This window comes from Citrobacter sp. RHB35-C21 (assembly GCF_013816515.1).
GTDB classification, from domain to species: Bacteria; Pseudomonadota; Gammaproteobacteria; order Enterobacterales; family Enterobacteriaceae; genus Citrobacter; species Citrobacter braakii.
This window is the reverse complement of record NZ_CP057147.1, coordinates 4,434,675-4,451,844: the sequence shown is the minus strand read 5'-3', so window position 1 is coordinate 4,451,844 and position 17,170 is coordinate 4,434,675. Positions and strand designations below refer to the sequence as shown.

Below are 17,170 nucleotides of genomic sequence, written 5' to 3'. Positions count from 1 at the left end.
TTAAGAACAGGAGATGTTATGAAAGACGCAATGAAGCTTGAGACGCAATTGGTTGTTGCGGGTCGCGACAAACGCTACACCCAGGGAGCGGTGAATCCGGTTATCCAGCGCGCTTCTTCGCTGGTGTTTGATACCGTGAAAGACAAAAAATTCGCCACCGCCAATCGCGCAAATGGCGAGCTGTTTTACGGCCGTCGCGGAACCTACACCCACTTTGCCTTCCAGAAGGCAATGAGCGAACTGGAAGGCGGCGTTGGCTGCGCGCTTTACCCGTGCGGCGCTGCGGCGGTGACCAATGCGATTCTGGCGTTTGTTCAGGGTGGCGATCATATTTTGATGACGGGCGCGGCCTACGAGCCAACCCAGGATTTTTGCAATAAGATCCTGAGTAAATTCAATGTGGAAACAACGTATTACGATCCGTTGATTGGTGCTGGTATCGTTGATCTTCTGCGTCCGGAAACGAAAGTTGTATTCCTCGAATCGCCAAGTTCGATCACCATGGAAGTCCAGGATGTACCGGGGATGGTGAAAGCTATCCGCGCGGTTAATCCGGAGATTGTCATTATGATCGACAACACCTGGGCGGCGGGTGTGCTGTTCAAAGCGCTGGAATATGGCGTGGATATTTCCATTCAGGCGGGAACGAAGTACACCATCGGTCATTCGGACGGCATGCTGGGCACGGCGGTGTCCAACGCGCGTTGTTGGGATCGTCTGCGCGAGAACTCCTATTTGATGGGACAAACTCTGGATGCTGATACGGCCTACAACGGCAGCCGTGGATTGCGCACCCTGGCGGTACGTCTTAAGCAGCATCAGGAGAGCAGTATCCATATTGCCCGCTGGCTGTCGGCAAGGCCGGAAGTGGCGCGGGTGAATCATCCGGCATTACCGGAATGCCCGGGGCACGAGTATTTTCAGCGTGACTTTGCCGGAAGCTCAGGCCTGTTCTCGTTTGTGCTGAAAAAGAGACTGACCGACGAGCAGATGGCGAATTTCCTCGATAACTTCTCGCTGTTCCATATGGCCTATTCGTGGGGTGGATTTGAGTCGCTTATTCTGGCGAATCAGCCGGAAGAGCTGAACAGCATTCGCCCAGCCGGAGAGGTGGATTTCAGCGGCACCCTGGTCAGGGTGCATATTGGCCTTGAGGATATTGGCGACCTGATTGCCGATCTGGAAGCAGGGTTTGCGCGCATTGCTTAAGATAATGTGATGGTTGCCGGATGCGGCGCAGGCGCCTTATCCGGCCTATCACTACGACATAGGCCGGATAAGCGTCAGTGCCATCCGGCAGGTTAGTTTTCAGTGGCTAACGTTGTTGTTTCATGCTGGCGAACCCGTTTCAGTAAGCCTGCCAGGGTAAAGACGACAGCAATACCCGCCGCAACCGCCAGCAGATGAAACGAAATCCTGCCGCCGTTAAACCACAGCCAACGTCCGATTTCGACAGAAACCGCCATCACCGTCAGGATGACCATATTCAGCGACGCCGAGACCGTACCCTTCGGTAAGTTGTTGGAAAACAGCGTAAAGCGGAACAGCGTCGGAAAGATCATACCAATGCCAAACGCATACAGGCTGGTTCCCAGCACCGACCACAGCCAGACGTGTGGCCACAGCAAATTGCCGGCAATCAGCACCGCCAGTCCGCTCAGTTGAATGGGTGCCGCCCGCCAGATAAAGCGTGGCTGGGTTGGATCCTTCACAAAACGAACAACCACCATATTGGCGACGATCACCGCGCCAAAGACCGGTGCCTGCGCCCAGGCGAACTCTGATGTGCTCATACCGCCAGCGTCGATCAGGATCACTGGCGAGACCGCCACCCAGCTCATCATCGGGATATAGCTTAACGACAGCGTGGCTGCGCCAAACAAGAACACCCGGTTACGGAAAACGTCGCGGAAATCACGCAGTACGCCGCGTGCACTGAACGGCACCGCGCCGCGCTTAACGGTTTCCGGCATTGCTAACGCTAGCCCTATCAGGGCGATAAGCCCCATGGCGGCGATAATGGCGAACAGGATTTTCCAGTGTACAAAGTGCATCAGCGCTGCGCCGGAGAGCGGGCCGATAACCGGCGCAACCAGCACAATGGAGGTGATTATCGCCATTAACTTTATGGCCTTCGTTTGCCCAAACGCTTCCTGCACCGTGACATAGCCAACGGTAGCGATAAAGCAGATGCTGGTGCCCTGTACAAATCGGGCGACCAGAAATTGCGTCATTGAGGTGGTCAATAGCGTGGCAGCGCAGGCGAGCGTAAAAATTAACGCCCCCGCAATCAGCACCGGTCGACGGCCAATCCGGTCGGAGAGCGGTCCCAGCAACCATTGCAGCGCCATACCGCCAGCCAGATAGAGGCTCACCGCAGCGGGGGCCAGGCTGACGTCGGCGTTGAAATCACGCACCACATTGATGATGCCTGGCTGGATCAGGTCCGTCGACAGATAGGCGGCGAAGTCATATAAAATCAACGCGACAGGAAAAAATAGCGTCGTGGTGCGTTGGGAGAAAAACGCGAGAATCCGTTGCATAAAACAGCTCCTTTTCGGGAGAAAACCCTCAACGGGAATAGCGAAATTCAATACCGTCTTTGAAACGTCAGACCGATGACAGAAAAAAGCAGACTGCAAATGTACTGAATTTCATGTAATCAAAAACGCTGCCTGCGCGAGGCGCAAACAGGAGAAACGTTTTCAGACTCGGGTCAGAAAACGTAACGATTACAGGTAACAATCAGCACATCGCACCTCGGGAAGAATTTGTTGAATGGATAATAGCCACCCAAAGTGTAATGCGGATTGGATATTAATTAAACGAGTTTATCCGCTTTATTTGCAGAAAATCGTCACGCTTATCAGAAAGTGACGCTCTGCAGAAAACGCAGCGCGATTGCACAACCGAAGACGATCAATACGCCGCCGGCGATACGCTCGATCCACAATATCCCTCTGGTTAACCGTCGCTGGATCTGCGGTAAGCCGATGAACATCACGATCAGCAGATCCCAGAACAACACCACGCTGGTCATCCAGATCCCGCTCATGGTTTGTTGCAGCAGCGTCACCGACGGGCCGAGCAGGGCGGTCATTAGCGCCAGATAGAACAGCGCATTTTTTGGGTTGAGCAGCGACGAACCTAATCCCAGCAGCAGCTGTTTGCCAAATCCTGGACAGGTAGACTGGGCGTCTGCTCCGGTCAGGGTTTGCGGGCGGCTGCGTATCAGTAGGCTGCCAATCCATAATAAATAGAGCGCGCCCAGCAGCTCAATAACCGTAAACAGCAGGGGAAGCTGGCGCAGGATCCCCCAACCAATAATCGCCAGCAGGATATACAGCCCGTTGCCGATGGCGATCCCCACGCACAGCCCAGCGCTGCCGCGCATCCGGTAACGTACGGCGTAACCGACCAGTAAAAAGAAGTCCGGCCCTGGGCTGAGTAGTGCAACAAAATGCGCCAGCGCCAGCGCGGGAAAAGCAGACGGAAAAAGTTCAGCAAGCAGCGACATAGCGACCTCAGAAAATGAAACAGAGATCAGCGTACGCCTGACGCAACGCTAATTATTGTCTGATATTGATCGTCCCAGTGCGTACTGGCGCGGTGTGGCTGCTGTGTAGCGAACAAAGGTGCGATGGAAATGGCTCTGGTCGGCAAACCCGCTCTGGTAGCTGACATCGACAATCTCGTCCCCGGCCCGTAGCCGCTGACGGGCATAGTCAATCCTCACGATGTTCAGATAATTTCCCGGCGTCAGCCCGGTGTCCTGCTTAAAGGTCCGAATCAGGGTCTCTTTACGCATGTGACACTCATCTGCCAGCTCATCCAGCGAGGGTGGGGAGAGCAGACTGGACTGCAACCGCTCGCGCAGATACTGGCTGGTGACGCTTAGGTTTTCCGGTGTTACCGACTGCAATGGCAGCGAGCGCAGCAATGCTTGTGCAGCATCAGTTATCTGCGTCGTTTGCCGTTGCGGCATGAGCGCCACAAGGTGCATGTAGCACTGGAATAATTGCGGATCGCGGATAACAGGAGTGCGCGTGCAAAGCCGTTGATTGCTGTTCAGCGCTGGCAGATGGGCAAGGCACCACCGGGCATCAAGATAAAGCATGTGATAGCTGCGAAATTGCCCGTTGACGGGATTACAGCTGTGAGGTGCCAGTGGTGGGATCACAATGAGATCGCCCACCTCCAGATGGTATTCCTTGTCATCGCACAGGCAGCAGGTTCCTCCCTCGAGAATTGCCCCAATCGAGAGCTGAGAGTGGTGATGGCGCTTATAGGCCTGCTGACTTTGCCAGGTGCTGCGAAGCTCCAGCCACGGCAGTTGCTCATCACGCCAGAACGATTGTGGAATATCTCGGGTATGCGTCACATCGTGTCCTCCATGAAAGTGATGATTTGTTATAGCACAGGCCCTGCGGTGAAAAAGCGGGAATGTGCATTGAGGTCGTGATTCTGCGTGATACGTTCCAGACAAATGCAGACGTTACAAAGGGGCGTTTTTATCCCGGAAATCGCCTCGCAAAGAGAGAAAGTTACAGGTGAGAGTGTGGTTTACCAGCGCTACAGTCACGGCATCTTATTTCCAGGTGATGGATCGCCATGAACAAAGCACCGACTTCCACCCCGCATGATGCGGTCTTTAAAACGTTTTTGCGCCACCCTGAGACAGTTCGGGATTTTCTACATATACATCTTCCCGCTTCGCTGCGCGACCTTATGGGGCTGGTCGAGCAAATTGTTTCCCTGCTACTTACCGGACTGACTAATGACAGCCAGATAAAGACGCTGTTTAATTATATTTTACGAACTGGCGATGCACCTCGATTCAGTGAGTTTATTCGTGAGGTTGCCGAACGTTCACCGCAGCATAAGGAGCATTTGATGACGATCGCCGACAGATTGCATGAGGCAGGGCTACAAAAAGGCAGGCTGGAAGGGTTACAGGAAGGACGACAAGAAGGGCTTATAGAAGGGCGACGTGATGAGGCGCTCCGTATTGCCCACACTATGCTGACAGACGGTATTGATATCTGCACGGTACAAAAAATTACCCGGCTTTCCGCAGAAGATATTCAGGGTTTAAGTCATTAGATATGAGTTACATCGCATAATCGTCTGGCCGAAATCACCGGGCGGTCCGGTTTACTCTATCGCCATCTTTACCGCCTCGCCGAGCTTTTGCATCACTTCCTGATGCTTCTCGTTTGGCGGCAACGCGCAGTTGATGCGTACGCAGTTGCGATACTTTCCGGATGCGGAGAACAGCGATCCCGGTGCGACCTGGATTTTCAGGCGACAGAGCTGCTTAGCGACGCAGACCATATCGACCTGGAGCGGCAGCTCGACCCACAGCATAAAGCCGCCTTTCGGTCGGGTGACGCAGATCCCGCAGGGAAAATATTCCCGTACCCAGCAGGTGTAGATCTCCATATTACGCTGATAAATCTGGCGCATACGCCGGATATGCCGATGGTAATGACCTTCGCGCACAAAGGAGGCTGCTGCCAGCTGCGTAGCGGGAACGTTAGTACCAATGACGGCGTACTTCATGTGTAGCAGTTTGTTGTAATAGCGACCGGGAACCACCCAACCCACGCGCAGTCCGGGGGCTACGGATTTGGTAAACGAACTGCAGAGTATTACCCGGCCGTCACTGTCCCAGGAGTGGATCGTACGCGGTCGCGGATACTCTGTGGCCAGTTCGCCATACACATCATCTTCAAAAATGACGATGTCGTGACGCTGGGCGAGGGCGAGCACCGCCCGCTTACGCGCATCCGGCATAATGAACCCGAGAGGGTTGTTGCAGTTGGGAACCAGCAGCACGCCTTTGATCGGCCACTGATCCAGCGCCAGCTCCAGCGCTTCAATGCTGATCCCGGTATCCGGATCGGTTGGGATCTCAATCACCTTGATCCCCAGGCCGCGCAGTAGCTGCATTGTGCCGTAGTAGGTGGGGGATTCAACGGCGACAATGTCTCCTGGCTGACAAACCGCCAGCAACGCCAGCGACATTCCGCTCTGGCTCCCGTTGGTTATCACAATATCATCGGCGTTGAGGACTGAACCGCTATCCAGCATCAGACGGGCGATCTGCTGGCGCAGATCCTGGCTGCCGGGAAGCTTGTCGTACCCCAGCACCGCCTTCAGATTATGCTGCACTACGCGGCTGAGCTCGCGCCAGAGCGGTTTCAGGCTCGGTTGACTGACATCTGGCGCGCCGCTGCTGAAGGGGATTACAGATTTATCGCTATGCCCTTTTAGCATATCCAGCACCAGATCCCACTGCGTTATCTCGACCGGACGCTGCACCGGGCGTGACATCGGCGGCACGGGCGGCTGTGCCTTTTGCGGCGCGACAAAATAACCGGAACGCGGCTGCGGGGTGATCAGCTGTCGCTGTTCCAGCATCTGATACGCCTGCTGGACGGTGCTGATACTGACCCCGTGCTCCTGACTCAGGTTACGTACCGAAGGCAGTTTTTCGCCATGGCGATACAACCCCTGCTCAATGCGTTCGGCCAGCAGATTGGCCAGATGTTGATAACGCGTCATGCTGTATCCCTCATGGGTACCATACAGATTAAAAAACCAGTACAGATTGGCGTGAAAAAAGCGATGCAGAACTCTTTTTAACCAATCTGTATGTTAAATAAAAGTACTTTGTGAGTCTGTATTGCTTAGGGCCAAATCCGTGAAGATAAAGCCTCAGACAAGGCGGGGAGGCAAGGTATGGAATTTCACGAGAATAAAGCAAAGCAGCCATTTATTGGATTTGTTCTGATCTGGCGGGCATATAAGGGGTGGCGGTTACGGGCGCAAACGCGGCGCGTATTGCAACAGATGAGTAATGAGCGGCTGCGGGACGTCGGGCTGCGACGCGATCAGATAGAGTGATTTTCTTCCATCGACAGAGGCTGGAGGGTTATCACCCGGCCTCTTTTGTATTCACATTATTTATCAATTCATGCTTCTGGATAGCCTGTTTCTTGATACTTATCCTGATAAGCATTATTTTCTTCTCAGCGATGAGGGGAAAGTAAGATGACGGAAGATGAACTGTTTGCCCGCCGTCCGATGGGGATGCGCATGGCAATGGTGGTGCGCCAGTGGCGGGCCATTATTGATGCTGCCATCACCGATACTGGCCTGACGCAGTCAAGCTGGACGGTACTGATGCAACTGTATCAACTGGGAGACAACGTCTCGGTCAGTGAACTGGCACAAATGCAGGGCATTGAACTGCCGCCGCTGATGCGCACCCTTTCGCAGTTGGAAAAGCAGGGCTATCTGCTGCGTTCCACATCGCCTTATGACAAACGCATCCGTCTGCTAACGCTGACCGCGCAAGGCCGCTCAAGGCTTGAAGAACTTAACCGGGTGATTGAGACATATCAACATCGCGTCACCTGCACCATTCCCGAAGCGGAGCTTGCCTCATTCAGCGCGACCTTAAATCAACTCGCCTGCAATTTGCGGACAATCCGCGAAGAAGACAATCAACACTAAAAACTATGATGACCCCAGAACAAAAATTTGCCCGTTGGGTAAGGGTGAGTATTGCCGCTTTCTTGGTAATATTCGCCTGGTTTATCGTTGCCGATATCTGGATCCCGCTGACGCCGGACTCCACGGTGATGCGCGTGGTAACGCCCGTTTCCTCACGCGTATCCGGTTACGTCTCGCAGGTGCATGTACACAATAATAGCCTGGTGAAGAAGGGCGATTTGCTGTACGAACTGGATCCGACGCCGTTTATCAATAAGGTCGAGGCTGCGCAAATCGCCCTTGAGCAGGCGAAGTTGAGCAATCAACAGTTGGATGCGCAGATAGCCTCCGCGCGCGCCAACCTGCGTACCGCGCAATTCAGCGCCCGTAACGATAAGACCACCTTTGACCGCTATCAGCGCCTGGCCACCATGCAGAACGTGTCGCAATCCGATCTCGACAAGGTGCGTACCGCCTGGCAAACCAGCGAGCAGTCGGTGGCGGCGCTTAATGCCAGCATTCAGAACCTGCTGATCCAGCGCGGCGAGCTCGATGACAAGCGTAACGTGACGCTGCAAAAATACCGTAATGCGCTGGAAGAGGCGCAACTGAACGTCAGCTGGAGCAAAGTGTATGCACAGACCGACGGTATGGTGAGTAACCTTCAGCTTAGTCCCGGACTTTACGCTACCGCGGCCACGCCGCTGCTGGCGCTGGTCAGCCATCAGACCGATATCGTGGCCGACTTTCGCGAGAAAAGCCTGCGCCACACTCGGGTAGATACCGATGCCGCCGTGGTGTTCGACGCCTTGCCGGGCAAAGTTTTCTCTGCCCGCGTCACCAGCAGCGATGCCGGTATTCTGGCGGGTCAGGAACAGGTTAACGGTCTGCTGTCGCAACCGGAACAGTCCACCCGCTGGGTGCGCGATGCCCAGCGTATGCGCATTCACGTAGCACTGAATGAACCGCTCGACACGCCGTTACCGACCGGGGCGCGCGCCACGGTGCAGCTGTATAACAGCGAGGGGATGTTCGCCCGTACCTTTGCCGGGGCGCAGATCCACCTCGTCAGCTGGCTGCATTATGTCTATTAACACTCTGGCCCACGTCTTTACGCCGCACGGGAACATTGTCTACACCGCCAATGATTTTCGCCAGACCTTGCGTATCTCCGTTGCCGGGACGATAGCACTGAGTATCTCGACCTTCTACAACGTACAGTACGGCGTATTTTTTGTGGTTTATCCGCTGATGCTGCTGTCACTGGTGCCGGTGTTCAACCGCCATGTGGCAAAACAGTTCGTGTTCAGCGCGGCGGTGAACTGTGTCGAAATGGTGCTAATCGTCGGCTATCTCTCACAGTGGCCGCTGATTATGACGCTGGTGGTGTTTGGCCTGTATGTGATGCGTTTTCGCTTGATGAGCAAAGGACCGCTGTTTCTGCTTGGTTCGATGGGCGTGGTGTGCCAGAGCACGATGCTCAACTTTATGAGCTATCCCACCACCAACTGGCACACGCTGATGTTCTCCAATATGGAAGCCTGCATCATGGCGGTGGCGCTGAGTGCGCTGCTGCATTATCTGATCCCGGACGTGGAACCCCGCCAGCTACCGCCGCGCATTGAGAAAGATGCCACCCGGGTGCGCCACGAGTCGCTGCTTTCCGGTACGGTGGCGACGATGATTTTTGTTATCTTCCAGATCTGTGATTTGAGCGATTCGCTGTCGGCACTGATGGCGGGCATTTTGATCCTGTTTCCTATGCACTATCGCGGCGCGGTGTTGAGCTCGCTCTGGCGCGTGGTCGGCGTGGTGCAGGCCTGCCTGTATATTCTGTTGGTGCAACTGCTTATCTATGATTTCAGCAACCATATGCTGCTGATGATGCCGCTGATCGGCCTCGGGCTGGCGTTCAGCGCCCGCCTGCACGTAATGGAAAAAGTCGGCGCGGGGGTGGGTTTTGCCAGTATCACCACCATCGGGATTATGTTCGGCCAGAACCTGCATCCGGACAGCGATCTGGTGTTCAGCGATTTATACCGCATCACCTCTGTTACCGTCGCGCTGGTGGCAACGCTAACGATGGTATTTCTGGTACACCGGGTTTTGAACTGCTTTACCGCGACGCGGTTTGTGATTACCGAGTGAGTGGGGAGTGAATGCCGGATGGCGGCTGCGCCTTATCCGGCCTATGAGACGCAGAATTTGTAGACCCGGTAAGCGTCGTGCCACCGGGTGTTTTCAGATTGCCTGCTGCTTCCCCGTTATCTAATTATTCAGAATACGAGTTATTTGTTCGAGAAATAAAGATGTATGAATTATAAATATTTTGAATTTTAATAATTGTGACTTTATGAACATATTTAATTTTACAATTAAATATGATAAGCATAATTATTATATTTTAAAGGATGTAAATCATATGACATGGGAATATAAAGTATCGACAGGTATACTGAGCCATAACGGTAAATTAATTGCTTATTGCTACAGTGGTGCTGGTGAATCAAAGGATAAACCGAACTGTGAACACATACGTAACAAGGGCCCCATTCCACGAGGCGTTTATTTTATTGCTGGATGGAATAATCATAAAAATCCCTCCGCTATTATCCTCGAACCTATTGCAGGGACAAATACTTTTGGCAGAGATCATTTCGAAATTCATGGTGATAAAAAAGGGCAGCCACCGGGAACGGCATCTGCAGGATGTATCATTATGAATGGACAAGATAAGCGCCAAACCATTTACGATTCGGGTGACACAATTTTGGTGGTAAGATAATGAAATTTATTTTTATCTCCTTTCTATTTATTCTTTCGGGTGCTCCCTGTGCTGCAGTGCATACTGCAGCACAGCTTCTGCAGATGATAAATGAAAAAGGAGCAAATACCGTTGTACACGAACTTTATGATGACAGTGAGTCAGAATGGTGGAACCATATTATTCCTGAAATTAGCAAAGGTAATAATGACTGGTTAACGGTAGCAAGTGCTCTTGAATTCGGAGTGGATGCCAGTACGGCGGAAGATTTACAGGGGGCGGTCTCTGAAGCCATTCCACATAACCCAGTCGGTGTTCTGGCTATCCTCAACGATAACAGACCATTGCTGAATATTGAGCAGATATGCGCATTTACCTCTTACCCTGAGTCAGAAGAAGAAATGAATAAGCTATTTGTTAATTCCATCAGGGAAATGTATAAGGTCAAAACGACAGAAGGGAAGCGGTGTATTGCGGTTATGATCAATAGTGTTGAGAATTCTATTCCATTTAACAAGGATTTATAAATGGCTATCCCCGGGTATATGTCATTAATCGATGATGCTGGAAATATTATCAAAGGTAGTGTAATGGTAAAAGACCGTGAAAATCAGATCGAGATTTTAGGTCTGTATCATAATGTGAGCTACAACTCTGATTTGCATAATGGGAGGGTGTTGAATAAACGCCAACATCGTCCATTTTTAATTGAAAAGGAAATTGATGCTTCTAGTGTGCTTTTGTAAAAAACATTAAGTACCGGAGAAACATTAAGGAAAGCGGTTATTGACCTCTATCGAATAAATTATGCTGGTCAGGAAGAGGTCTATTTTACGATAACCCTGGAAAATGTGAAAGTCGTTACGCTTTTTTCACTGATGCACGATGTTAAAGATCCTTATTACGAAAAACAGACCCATCTTGAACTTGCTCAGCTCCGTTACAAGAAGATTACCTGGCACTATCATGATGGGAATATAGTCCACTATGATGATTGGGATTATCGCTTAGGGTCTTGAGTAAACGGCTCCGGATAAAATGATGTTACCCAGAGCTGTAATGCAATCAATACACGGCGCTTATACTCATGAGCGCTGTCTGGCATCCGGGCGGTTATTTCTGCCTGACAGGTTTCGCCGAAATTACGTCGATAAACTCCTGCACCTACTGTTGCTTAGTTGCTTACGTGCGGACAGCTTGCACACCCGACGCAGCGAATGTAATAACGCTAGTTCTTCCGGCTCCGGCAGCTTGGCCGTCAGCACAATGCAGCCGGGTATCACTCTGGCATCGAATTTGCAGCCGGTGGTGAAACCGGCTGCCTCCAGCCACTGGCCTTTCATAATAATTGTCGGAACATGCGTGTAATCCGGATAACGCGACTTTGCCGCGTACGATGACCTTGCCGTCCCGGAGTTTGACCTCTTGTCTGATTTGCGTTGTGTCGTTCCAGCCAGCGTCAAGGATGGCGGGCATTACGCGTTTGGTGATGATGTCTGCTTCCGTCAGGGTACTCAGGTTCAGGTCAGCCATGTCCGTTCTCTACCGATAATGGGATTGCTCTGATTTTACACAATATTGTTATGCAAGCCATGAACAGAAATGGCTGTGCTACAGCGTCTGGCACGTTATTCAATCTCCAGCTCATCAAACAGCTGTAAATCCACATCCAGCAATTCCACTGCGTTGCTGCGTCGAATGCCGACGTTGTTTTCAATCAACAGCTCCAGCAGGCGATCGCCGTCGATTAAGGTAATCGGCGCGGCGCCTGGGAACAGCGCTGCTTCCGCGCATTTGGCGGCAAACTTGCCGGTAGTGATCAGCGTGCCGCGAATGGCTTTGTGGTAAGGCAGTGCGCCGCGTAGCTGGTCGATATACGGGCGCGTGATGGTGTTCTGCATCCGTTTTACCTGCACCACTTCGGTAATGGTGGTGATGCCCACCTGAACCTTACCAATCACATCCACGCCTTTATCGCCGGAGGCTTTGGTCACTTCAACCTGCTCGTAGCCCATTGTTTCAAGTAGCTGAGCCACCAGATGTTCAAATTTGTACGGATTCATAGTGGAGAGCTGGTCGCGCAATAGCTCTTTTTGCTGCTGGTTATAGCGTTTTACCGCATCCAGCAACTCCTTACGTGGATCGGTTCGACGTTCAGGCAGTGCCTTACCGAGCCATTTTCGGCCAGCCTCGGTAATTTTGTAGCTCATCCCTTCACGGGCTACCAGATCGCGCTCGACCAGGTTGTACAGCCGGGCGTAGAGCGTAGTTTTGACTGAACTGGGGGAGGCAAATTTTGAGTGCTGATGTAAGAATGCCTGCCACTCGGGTAGCAGATCAGCGCGTCTGGCCTGCTCCCGGCCGGCGAGCAGTTCCAGTAGTTGCAACATGCCTTCTGTATCGTCGAGTTTACGCAGTGTGGCTTCATCGTTATCCAGAAATAATCGCCCCTGTTCGCTGGGGTACCAGCCGCCGTCTTCGTGGGTCTGCATAAGATCGAACAAAGGGTTATTGATAAACATGTAGCAGCCATAGCTGTGGCGAGGGTTGAGAATATGGTTATCCATCTTCCAGATCTGCCAGGCTATTTTGGCATCTTCGCCGCTGAGCCGTTCTTTAATCCAGTTATCCGGCTCTGACCAGTCAACCGGGTTTTGTGGCGTACCCGTTTGCTCCTGAATGGCGGTGATCATATTACGCACCGCTTTGACTGAACATCCAGCCACGGCATTCATCATGGCTCGGGTCTGATCATAAGTTGGAAAAAGCGGGGTAATCACTTTGTACTTTTTCACGTTGGTCCCTTAACGAGTGCAATGGCAATAGCTTGCCATACCAGATGAAAAATTCCATGGGATGAATCACTTATCGGAATGAAAACTGCCAGTGCCGGATGGCGGCTGCGCCTTATCGGGCCTACTAACTTCACTCTATTAAAAGCAAAATGTGATGTTATTTCCAACAATTTCGCTATAATCATAAGATAATTGTAGATACATTTTTGTATATACAATTAGGGATGAAATACATGCCAATGGAGTTTGAGTGGGATGCAAACAAGGCACAAAGTAACCACCGTAAACATGGTGTTCGCTTTGAGGACGCTATATTGGTTTTCGACGATCCCCAACACCTGTCGCGGCAGGATAGGTATGAGAACGGTGAGTATCGCTGGCAGACCATCGGTCTTGTTCATGGCATTGTGGTTATTCTGGTTGCCCATAGCGTTAGGTTTGAAAGTGGCTTTGAAGTCATTCGTATCATCAGCGCCAGAAAGGCAGATCGTAAAGAGAGGAGTCGTTATGAACATAGTTAAACATAAACGCGGCAGCGTATCCGCGCTGAGTGCTCAGCATGAGGCTGAACTGAAGGCGCTGGCGAATAAACCGGACGATGATATTGATTACAGCGACATTCCCGTGACCGAGGATGAGCTGTGGTCAGAAGCTCATCGCGGTAAGTTTTTCCGTCCGTTGAAAACGCAGGCGTCGGTACGCATTGATGCCGATGTGATGGAATGGCTGAAGCGCCCCGGGAAGGGTTACCAGACGCGTCTCAATGCCATTTTGCGCGAAGCTATGCTGCGCGAGCAAAACAAGAAATAGTCAGAATATGCAGGGACTGTGAGTGCCGGATAGCGGCTGTGCCTGATCCGGTCTACGGGAAGCAGAATTTCCAGGCCCCATAAGTGTAGCGCCACCGGGCATCTGCGAGGTTATTTCTGCTGCGGTTCTCCGCTAAAATAACCGCAGCTGTCAAATTAGTGGAACACCTGCGGCATCATGCCGAGATGACAAACCGATTACCACCAGTGAACAGTGGGTTGTAACGCAGCAGGGCGTGTTGAAATAGGATTCGCCCCTCTCCGCTGTAGGGAGAGGGGAATGTTTACGGATTCCTGGCGTGGCTCCGTTAGATCACCTTTGCGCTATTTTCGTAGGTGTTGATAAGATGGTCGCGCAAGCTCCCTGTTCCGTGCATTGTCACCAAAAGATTCTGGCGCGCGCGGGTAAATCCGACATACAGACGCTTGATGTCGTCACTCATATCTTCCTCATCCCTTTCCTTTGCGGCATCCATAATAGCCACTGAGTGAAATTCAAGCCCCTTACTGCTTGGTAAAGGCATTACACAAAGGAGATCATTTTGCGGCGACCAGTGCTTTTTGTCATCGCTGGTCACAATCATTTGGTAGGGGATGCTACGCGCCGCGAGACGTGGCCCCAGCATCCCCGAAATGCTGTATGTTGAAGGGCAAAGTATGGCGATCTCTGACCATGCAATACCTTGTTGTCGCTGCTTTGTCACCCAATCGAGCACGTGAGTAATCTCCTCGTCCTGATTATCAAAGCTGGCCAGTGCCGGGTAAGTGCCGGACAAGCCTCCAGCATCGGGTTGCTGGTATTTGAGCGCCTCTTCAATGTGATTATTGAGATAATTAAAGGCAATGTTGCTGGCAAAATGGAGTATTTGCCGGGTATTACGATAGTTGGTATTCAGGATCGTAGTGCGGCCGAGGGCCTTAATATTGACACTAGAGAGTGTGAAGTCGAGGGCTTTCTTTTTCTGGTAGATAGACTGGGCGTCATCGTAGAGGAAAAGAAGGGAGTTATCTTTGTTGTCTGGCATACGTGCGAGTATTCTCAGCCACTCCGGTTTAAAATCGTGTCCCTCGTCTATTAGGACTGCGCTGTATTGCTCCGGTTTTATAATCCCCTCTTCAAATGTCACCGTCAGTGCATTTTCCATCAGCTCAATAAAGTTTTTGCTTTTCGGCGGAAGACAATGATGTGCATTTAACTGTTGATAACACCAGGCATGAAAATGGATGACTTCGACGGGAAGTCTTAAAGTGTGCTGCTCAAGCTGTGATTTGAGTTTTTTGGCCAGCGTGATGTTGTAGCAAATCACCAGGATCGGCTTGGTGTTTTCAATATTGTTGGCAAGCTCAATACAACGGTGGTGCAAAATGAGCGTTTTACCGGATCCTGCCACGCCATGAATAACACGGTGTCCTGCACCCATGCTTCTGGCGAGTTGTTCCTGGTTCCTGTCCATCATGCAAACCACATCGGGGGTGTGGAACGTAAAATTGTTCAGATCAACCTGCGTAACGGATGCGTTAATGCGTACATCGGGATATAGATGCCATCGGATACGGTCGAGTTGCTGTGGTGTAGTGTGATGAGCGTAGTTATGTCTGAGAAGGGATTCGAGCCGGGCAGAGATTTGTTCCTTGGTCATAAACTCGCTGAGTTCGTCTTTGCAAATAACCTGGCTGGCTGGGAATAGTTCATTTATCGCTTCGGGTGGAAAACTCTTTTCTAGCTGTGCTCGGGTGATATTGCTCAAATAAACACCAAATCCATACGGCATAATAAAGCTGCCTTCATAATCTCCTTGTTGCTGGCGAAGCAGCGGATCTTTTTTTAGGCTATTGATAGTGTGAAAGGTATATTGACGAACCTGTTCGAGTGGATTCTTGAACGGTTGAATGCCGTCTTTAGTTTCATAATGAATATGTGATTTGTTGGCAGATTTAATTTTTGTAATAAACCAGTCTTTTACTTCTATAAATAACAAACCTTTTTCGGGGGTTAGAATTACAAAATCCGGATGCTCTTGCTTGTCTCCCATTCGGGTGTCATACCAGCAGGTACACTGTTCGCTGAGTCCCCCCTCAAGAAGTCTTGCCAGTCTTTTTTCGCCGGCAGTAATTTTCTCGCTACAACTGCTTATTGTGGGAATAATGATTGCCATGTTACGCCTACCAATTCATGAAAATTATATAAATATGTTAAATTAATATTCCGAGAGATATTAATAAAAACATGAATTCATCATGGGTAATGACATTAACAGACAATATTACAAACAGAAAGCGTGATGCGAGATATTTGTTTCAGAGATATTTGCTCCCTTTCACAAATAAAAGGGAGCGGCTGTTTACTTCTTCAATCCCGCAAACGCGGCTCTGATCTCGTCTTCCGGCAGGTTAATGCCGATAAACACCAGCAGGCTGTGCGGTTGTTCATCGCCCCACGGTCGGTCCCAGTCGGCGCTGTACAGACGCTGAACGCCCTGGAACAGCAGGCGGTTTGGCTCGCCGTCAATCCACAGCATGCCTTTGTAGCGCAGCAGCTTCTCGGCGGATTCCAGCAGCAGATTTTCCATTACCCGCGACACGTCACTGATGTTTACCGGGTAATCCAGCTCGACGACGATCGAGGAGATATCATTTTGCTTGTCGGCGATAAAGTGGAAGCGTGGTTTGGCGCTGACCACGTTCTCCTCGAGCATGAAACCGTTGGTATCGAACAGCAAGGAGAGGTCGATATCACCATGCGTGACGGTATACACCGGGGCGCGGGCGTTGATGCGCGCCAGGCGCTCACGCAGTTTCTCGCTTTCACCCGCCACGTCGGTTTTGGTCAGCAGGATGCGGTCAGCGTAGCCCACCTGCGACTGGGCGATGGTGAACTGGTTCATCTGCTCGTCGGCATGTACCGCGTCAACCAGCGCAATCACACCGTCCAACAGGTAGCGTTCGCAAATCACTTCATGGGAGAAAAAGGTCTGGATAATCGGGCCGGGGTCGGCCATGCCGGTGCACTCGATCACCAAACGGTCGAAATGGATGGCGCCTTTGTCGAGGTTGTCGAGCAGATCTAACAGTGCGTCTTCCAGCTCACTGGAGCGTGTACAGCAAATGCAGCCGTTGGTCAGGGTTTTGATCTGCGTGGCGCGGTCGCCAATCAGCTGATCGTCCACCGAGACTTCGCCGAATTCGTTTTCGATAACGGCAATCTTATAGCCGTGCTGCTCGTTGAGAATATGGCGCAGCAGGGTGGTTTTACCCGCGCCAAGAAAACCGGTGAGTAGGGTAACTGCAATCGGGGTCATTCA

The 17,170-nt window shown here is 51.5% G+C and carries 17 protein-coding genes and 3 pseudogenes; 11 read left to right on the top strand and 9 right to left on the bottom strand.

All coding sequences use genetic code 11. The annotated features are described in order from the left end of the window. Positions 1-18: 18 nt before the first annotated feature. Positions 19-1,209, top strand: a complete 1,191-nt coding sequence (gene metC, locus HVZ39_RS21595) for a cystathionine beta-lyase (protein ID WP_016155600.1) — start codon at positions 19-21, stop codon at positions 1,207-1,209. Positions 1,210-1,301: 92 nt separating this feature from the next. Here metC and mdtM read toward each other — a convergent pair whose 3' ends face one another. The 3 genes from mdtM to HVZ39_RS21580 all read right to left on the bottom strand — a co-directional run bounded on the left by mdtM (position 1,302) and on the right by HVZ39_RS21580 (position 4,381). Continuing rightward, complete coding sequence (mdtM, locus tag HVZ39_RS21590; protein WP_019078297.1) at positions 1,302-2,543, bottom strand: multidrug efflux MFS transporter MdtM; 1,242 nt, start codon at positions 2,541-2,543, stop codon at positions 1,302-1,304. Positions 2,544-2,866: 323 nt separating this feature from the next. Further along, complete coding sequence (locus HVZ39_RS21585; RefSeq protein ID WP_047358393.1) at positions 2,867-3,517, bottom strand: LysE family translocator; 651 nt, start codon at positions 3,515-3,517, stop codon at positions 2,867-2,869. A 48-nt stretch (positions 3,518-3,565) separates the two neighbouring features. Continuing rightward, a complete protein-coding gene (locus tag HVZ39_RS21580) occupies positions 3,566-4,381 on the bottom strand; it encodes an AraC family transcriptional regulator (RefSeq protein ID WP_181632946.1) in 816 nt (271 codons plus the stop codon). A gap of 230 nt (positions 4,382-4,611) precedes the next feature. On the opposite strand from HVZ39_RS21580, the gene HVZ39_RS21575 reads away from it, so the two are divergent. Continuing rightward, complete coding sequence (locus tag HVZ39_RS21575; RefSeq protein WP_181632945.1) at positions 4,612-5,103, top strand: Rpn family recombination-promoting nuclease/putative transposase; 492 nt, start codon at positions 4,612-4,614, stop codon at positions 5,101-5,103. A gap of 51 nt (positions 5,104-5,154) precedes the next feature. On the opposite strand, the gene HVZ39_RS21570 is transcribed toward HVZ39_RS21575, so the two are convergent. Beyond that, entirely contained in the window at positions 5,155-6,567 is a 1,413-nt protein-coding gene (locus HVZ39_RS21570; RefSeq protein WP_172860613.1) for a PLP-dependent aminotransferase family protein, read from the bottom strand. 177 nt (positions 6,568-6,744) lie between these two features. On the opposite strand from HVZ39_RS21570, the gene HVZ39_RS21565 reads away from it, so the two are divergent. From HVZ39_RS21565 to tssD, 7 genes and pseudogenes are all read left to right on the top strand, one after another. Next, positions 6,745-6,909 (top strand): DUF1127 domain-containing protein, encoded by a 165-nt coding sequence (locus HVZ39_RS21565; RefSeq protein WP_181546378.1) that lies wholly within the window; start codon positions 6,745-6,747, stop codon positions 6,907-6,909. Positions 6,910-7,056: 147 nt separating this feature from the next. Then, on the top strand, positions 7,057-7,521 hold the full coding sequence (locus HVZ39_RS21560) for a MarR family transcriptional regulator (RefSeq protein WP_049041985.1): 465 nt from the start codon (positions 7,057-7,059) through the stop codon (positions 7,519-7,521). Positions 7,522-7,526: 5 nt separating this feature from the next. Continuing rightward, on the top strand, positions 7,527-8,594 hold the full coding sequence (locus HVZ39_RS21555; RefSeq protein ID WP_181632944.1) for an HlyD family secretion protein: 1,068 nt from the start codon (positions 7,527-7,529) through the stop codon (positions 8,592-8,594). Next, positions 8,584-9,648 (top strand): DUF2955 domain-containing protein, encoded by a 1,065-nt coding sequence (locus HVZ39_RS21550; RefSeq protein WP_049041982.1) that lies wholly within the window; start codon positions 8,584-8,586, stop codon positions 9,646-9,648. Before HVZ39_RS21555 ends, HVZ39_RS21550 begins: the two co-directional genes overlap by 11 nt. 274 nt (positions 9,649-9,922) lie before the next feature. Beyond that, positions 9,923-10,285, top strand: a complete 363-nt coding sequence (locus tag HVZ39_RS21545; RefSeq protein WP_181633716.1) for a tlde1 domain-containing protein — start codon at positions 9,923-9,925, stop codon at positions 10,283-10,285. Next, the gene (locus HVZ39_RS21540; RefSeq protein WP_046275904.1) at positions 10,285-10,791 is read left to right on the top strand and encodes a hypothetical protein; all 507 of its coding nucleotides are present in this window, start codon (positions 10,285-10,287) and stop codon (positions 10,789-10,791) included. The genes HVZ39_RS21545 and HVZ39_RS21540 overlap by 1 nt, the downstream gene beginning before the upstream one ends. Further along, positions 10,792-11,283 (top strand): annotated as a pseudogene (gene tssD, locus HVZ39_RS21535) (type VI secretion system tube protein TssD). Positions 11,284-11,428: 145 nt separating this feature from the next. On the opposite strand, the pseudogene HVZ39_RS21530 reads toward tssD, so the two are convergent. From HVZ39_RS21530 to HVZ39_RS21520, 3 genes and pseudogenes are all read right to left on the bottom strand, one after another. Then, positions 11,429-11,661: pseudogene (locus tag HVZ39_RS21530) on the bottom strand (SymE family type I addiction module toxin); the annotation flags it as partial. Then, a pseudogene (locus tag HVZ39_RS26720) lies at positions 11,642-11,797 on the bottom strand (type I restriction endonuclease subunit R); the annotation flags it as partial. The pseudogenes HVZ39_RS26720 and HVZ39_RS21530, both read right to left, overlap by 20 nt. A 95-nt stretch (positions 11,798-11,892) precedes the next feature. Further along, on the bottom strand, positions 11,893-13,059 hold the full coding sequence (locus HVZ39_RS21520; RefSeq protein WP_019078303.1) for a restriction endonuclease: 1,167 nt from the start codon (positions 13,057-13,059) through the stop codon (positions 11,893-11,895). A gap of 233 nt (positions 13,060-13,292) precedes the next feature. Between HVZ39_RS21520 and HVZ39_RS21515 the strand changes: the two genes are divergently transcribed. Continuing rightward, positions 13,293-13,580: a BrnT family toxin gene (locus tag HVZ39_RS21515; protein ID WP_049040418.1), complete on the top strand. Its 288-nt coding sequence runs from the start codon at positions 13,293-13,295 to the stop codon at positions 13,578-13,580. Then, positions 13,567-13,869, top strand: a complete 303-nt coding sequence (locus HVZ39_RS21510) for a BrnA antitoxin family protein (protein WP_046275900.1) — start codon at positions 13,567-13,569, stop codon at positions 13,867-13,869. The genes HVZ39_RS21515 and HVZ39_RS21510 overlap by 14 nt, the downstream gene beginning before the upstream one ends. A 307-nt stretch (positions 13,870-14,176) precedes the next feature. On the opposite strand, the gene HVZ39_RS21505 is transcribed toward HVZ39_RS21510, so the two are convergent. Continuing rightward, positions 14,177-16,024 carry an NERD domain-containing protein/DEAD/DEAH box helicase gene (locus HVZ39_RS21505; RefSeq protein ID WP_181632943.1) on the bottom strand — a complete coding sequence of 616 codons (1,848 nt, stop codon included), beginning with the start codon at positions 16,022-16,024 and terminating at the stop codon, positions 14,177-14,179. A gap of 186 nt (positions 16,025-16,210) precedes the next feature. Continuing rightward, the gene (gene yjiA, locus HVZ39_RS21500; protein WP_115191028.1) at positions 16,211-17,167 is read right to left on the bottom strand and encodes a GTPase; all 957 of its coding nucleotides are present in this window, start codon (positions 17,165-17,167) and stop codon (positions 16,211-16,213) included. Positions 17,168-17,170: the final 3 nt, after the last annotated feature.

What these genes read in the sequence shown, in the direction of transcription:
- HVZ39_RS21565 (WP_181546378.1), top strand. Translation starts at nt 6,745, where the DNA reads ATGGAATTTCACGAGAATAAAGCAAAGCAGCCATTTATTGGATTTGTT.
- HVZ39_RS21505 (WP_181632943.1), bottom strand. Translation starts at nt 16,024, where the DNA reads ATGGCAATCATTATTCCCACAATAAGCAGTTGTAGCGAGAAAATTACT.
- HVZ39_RS21555 (WP_181632944.1), top strand. Translation starts at nt 7,527, where the DNA reads ATGATGACCCCAGAACAAAAATTTGCCCGTTGGGTAAGGGTGAGTATT.
- HVZ39_RS21570 (WP_172860613.1), bottom strand. Translation starts at nt 6,567, where the DNA reads ATGACGCGTTATCAACATCTGGCCAATCTGCTGGCCGAACGCATTGAG.
- HVZ39_RS21540 (WP_046275904.1), top strand. Translation starts at nt 10,285, where the DNA reads ATGAAATTTATTTTTATCTCCTTTCTATTTATTCTTTCGGGTGCTCCC.
- HVZ39_RS21585 (WP_047358393.1), bottom strand. Translation starts at nt 3,517, where the DNA reads ATGTCGCTGCTTGCTGAACTTTTTCCGTCTGCTTTTCCCGCGCTGGCG.
- HVZ39_RS21560 (WP_049041985.1), top strand. Translation starts at nt 7,057, where the DNA reads ATGACGGAAGATGAACTGTTTGCCCGCCGTCCGATGGGGATGCGCATG.
- yjiA (WP_115191028.1), bottom strand. Translation starts at nt 17,167, where the DNA reads ATGACCCCGATTGCAGTTACCCTACTCACCGGTTTTCTTGGCGCGGGT.
- HVZ39_RS21515 (WP_049040418.1), top strand. Translation starts at nt 13,293, where the DNA reads ATGCCAATGGAGTTTGAGTGGGATGCAAACAAGGCACAAAGTAACCAC.
- HVZ39_RS21575 (WP_181632945.1), top strand. Translation starts at nt 4,612, where the DNA reads ATGAACAAAGCACCGACTTCCACCCCGCATGATGCGGTCTTTAAAACG.
- HVZ39_RS21550 (WP_049041982.1), top strand. Translation starts at nt 8,584, where the DNA reads ATGTCTATTAACACTCTGGCCCACGTCTTTACGCCGCACGGGAACATT.
- HVZ39_RS21510 (WP_046275900.1), top strand. Translation starts at nt 13,567, where the DNA reads ATGAACATAGTTAAACATAAACGCGGCAGCGTATCCGCGCTGAGTGCT.
- HVZ39_RS21545 (WP_181633716.1), top strand. Translation starts at nt 9,923, where the DNA reads ATGACATGGGAATATAAAGTATCGACAGGTATACTGAGCCATAACGGT.
- mdtM (WP_019078297.1), bottom strand. Translation starts at nt 2,543, where the DNA reads ATGCAACGGATTCTCGCGTTTTTCTCCCAACGCACCACGACGCTATTT.
- metC (WP_016155600.1), top strand. Translation starts at nt 19, where the DNA reads ATGAAAGACGCAATGAAGCTTGAGACGCAATTGGTTGTTGCGGGTCGC.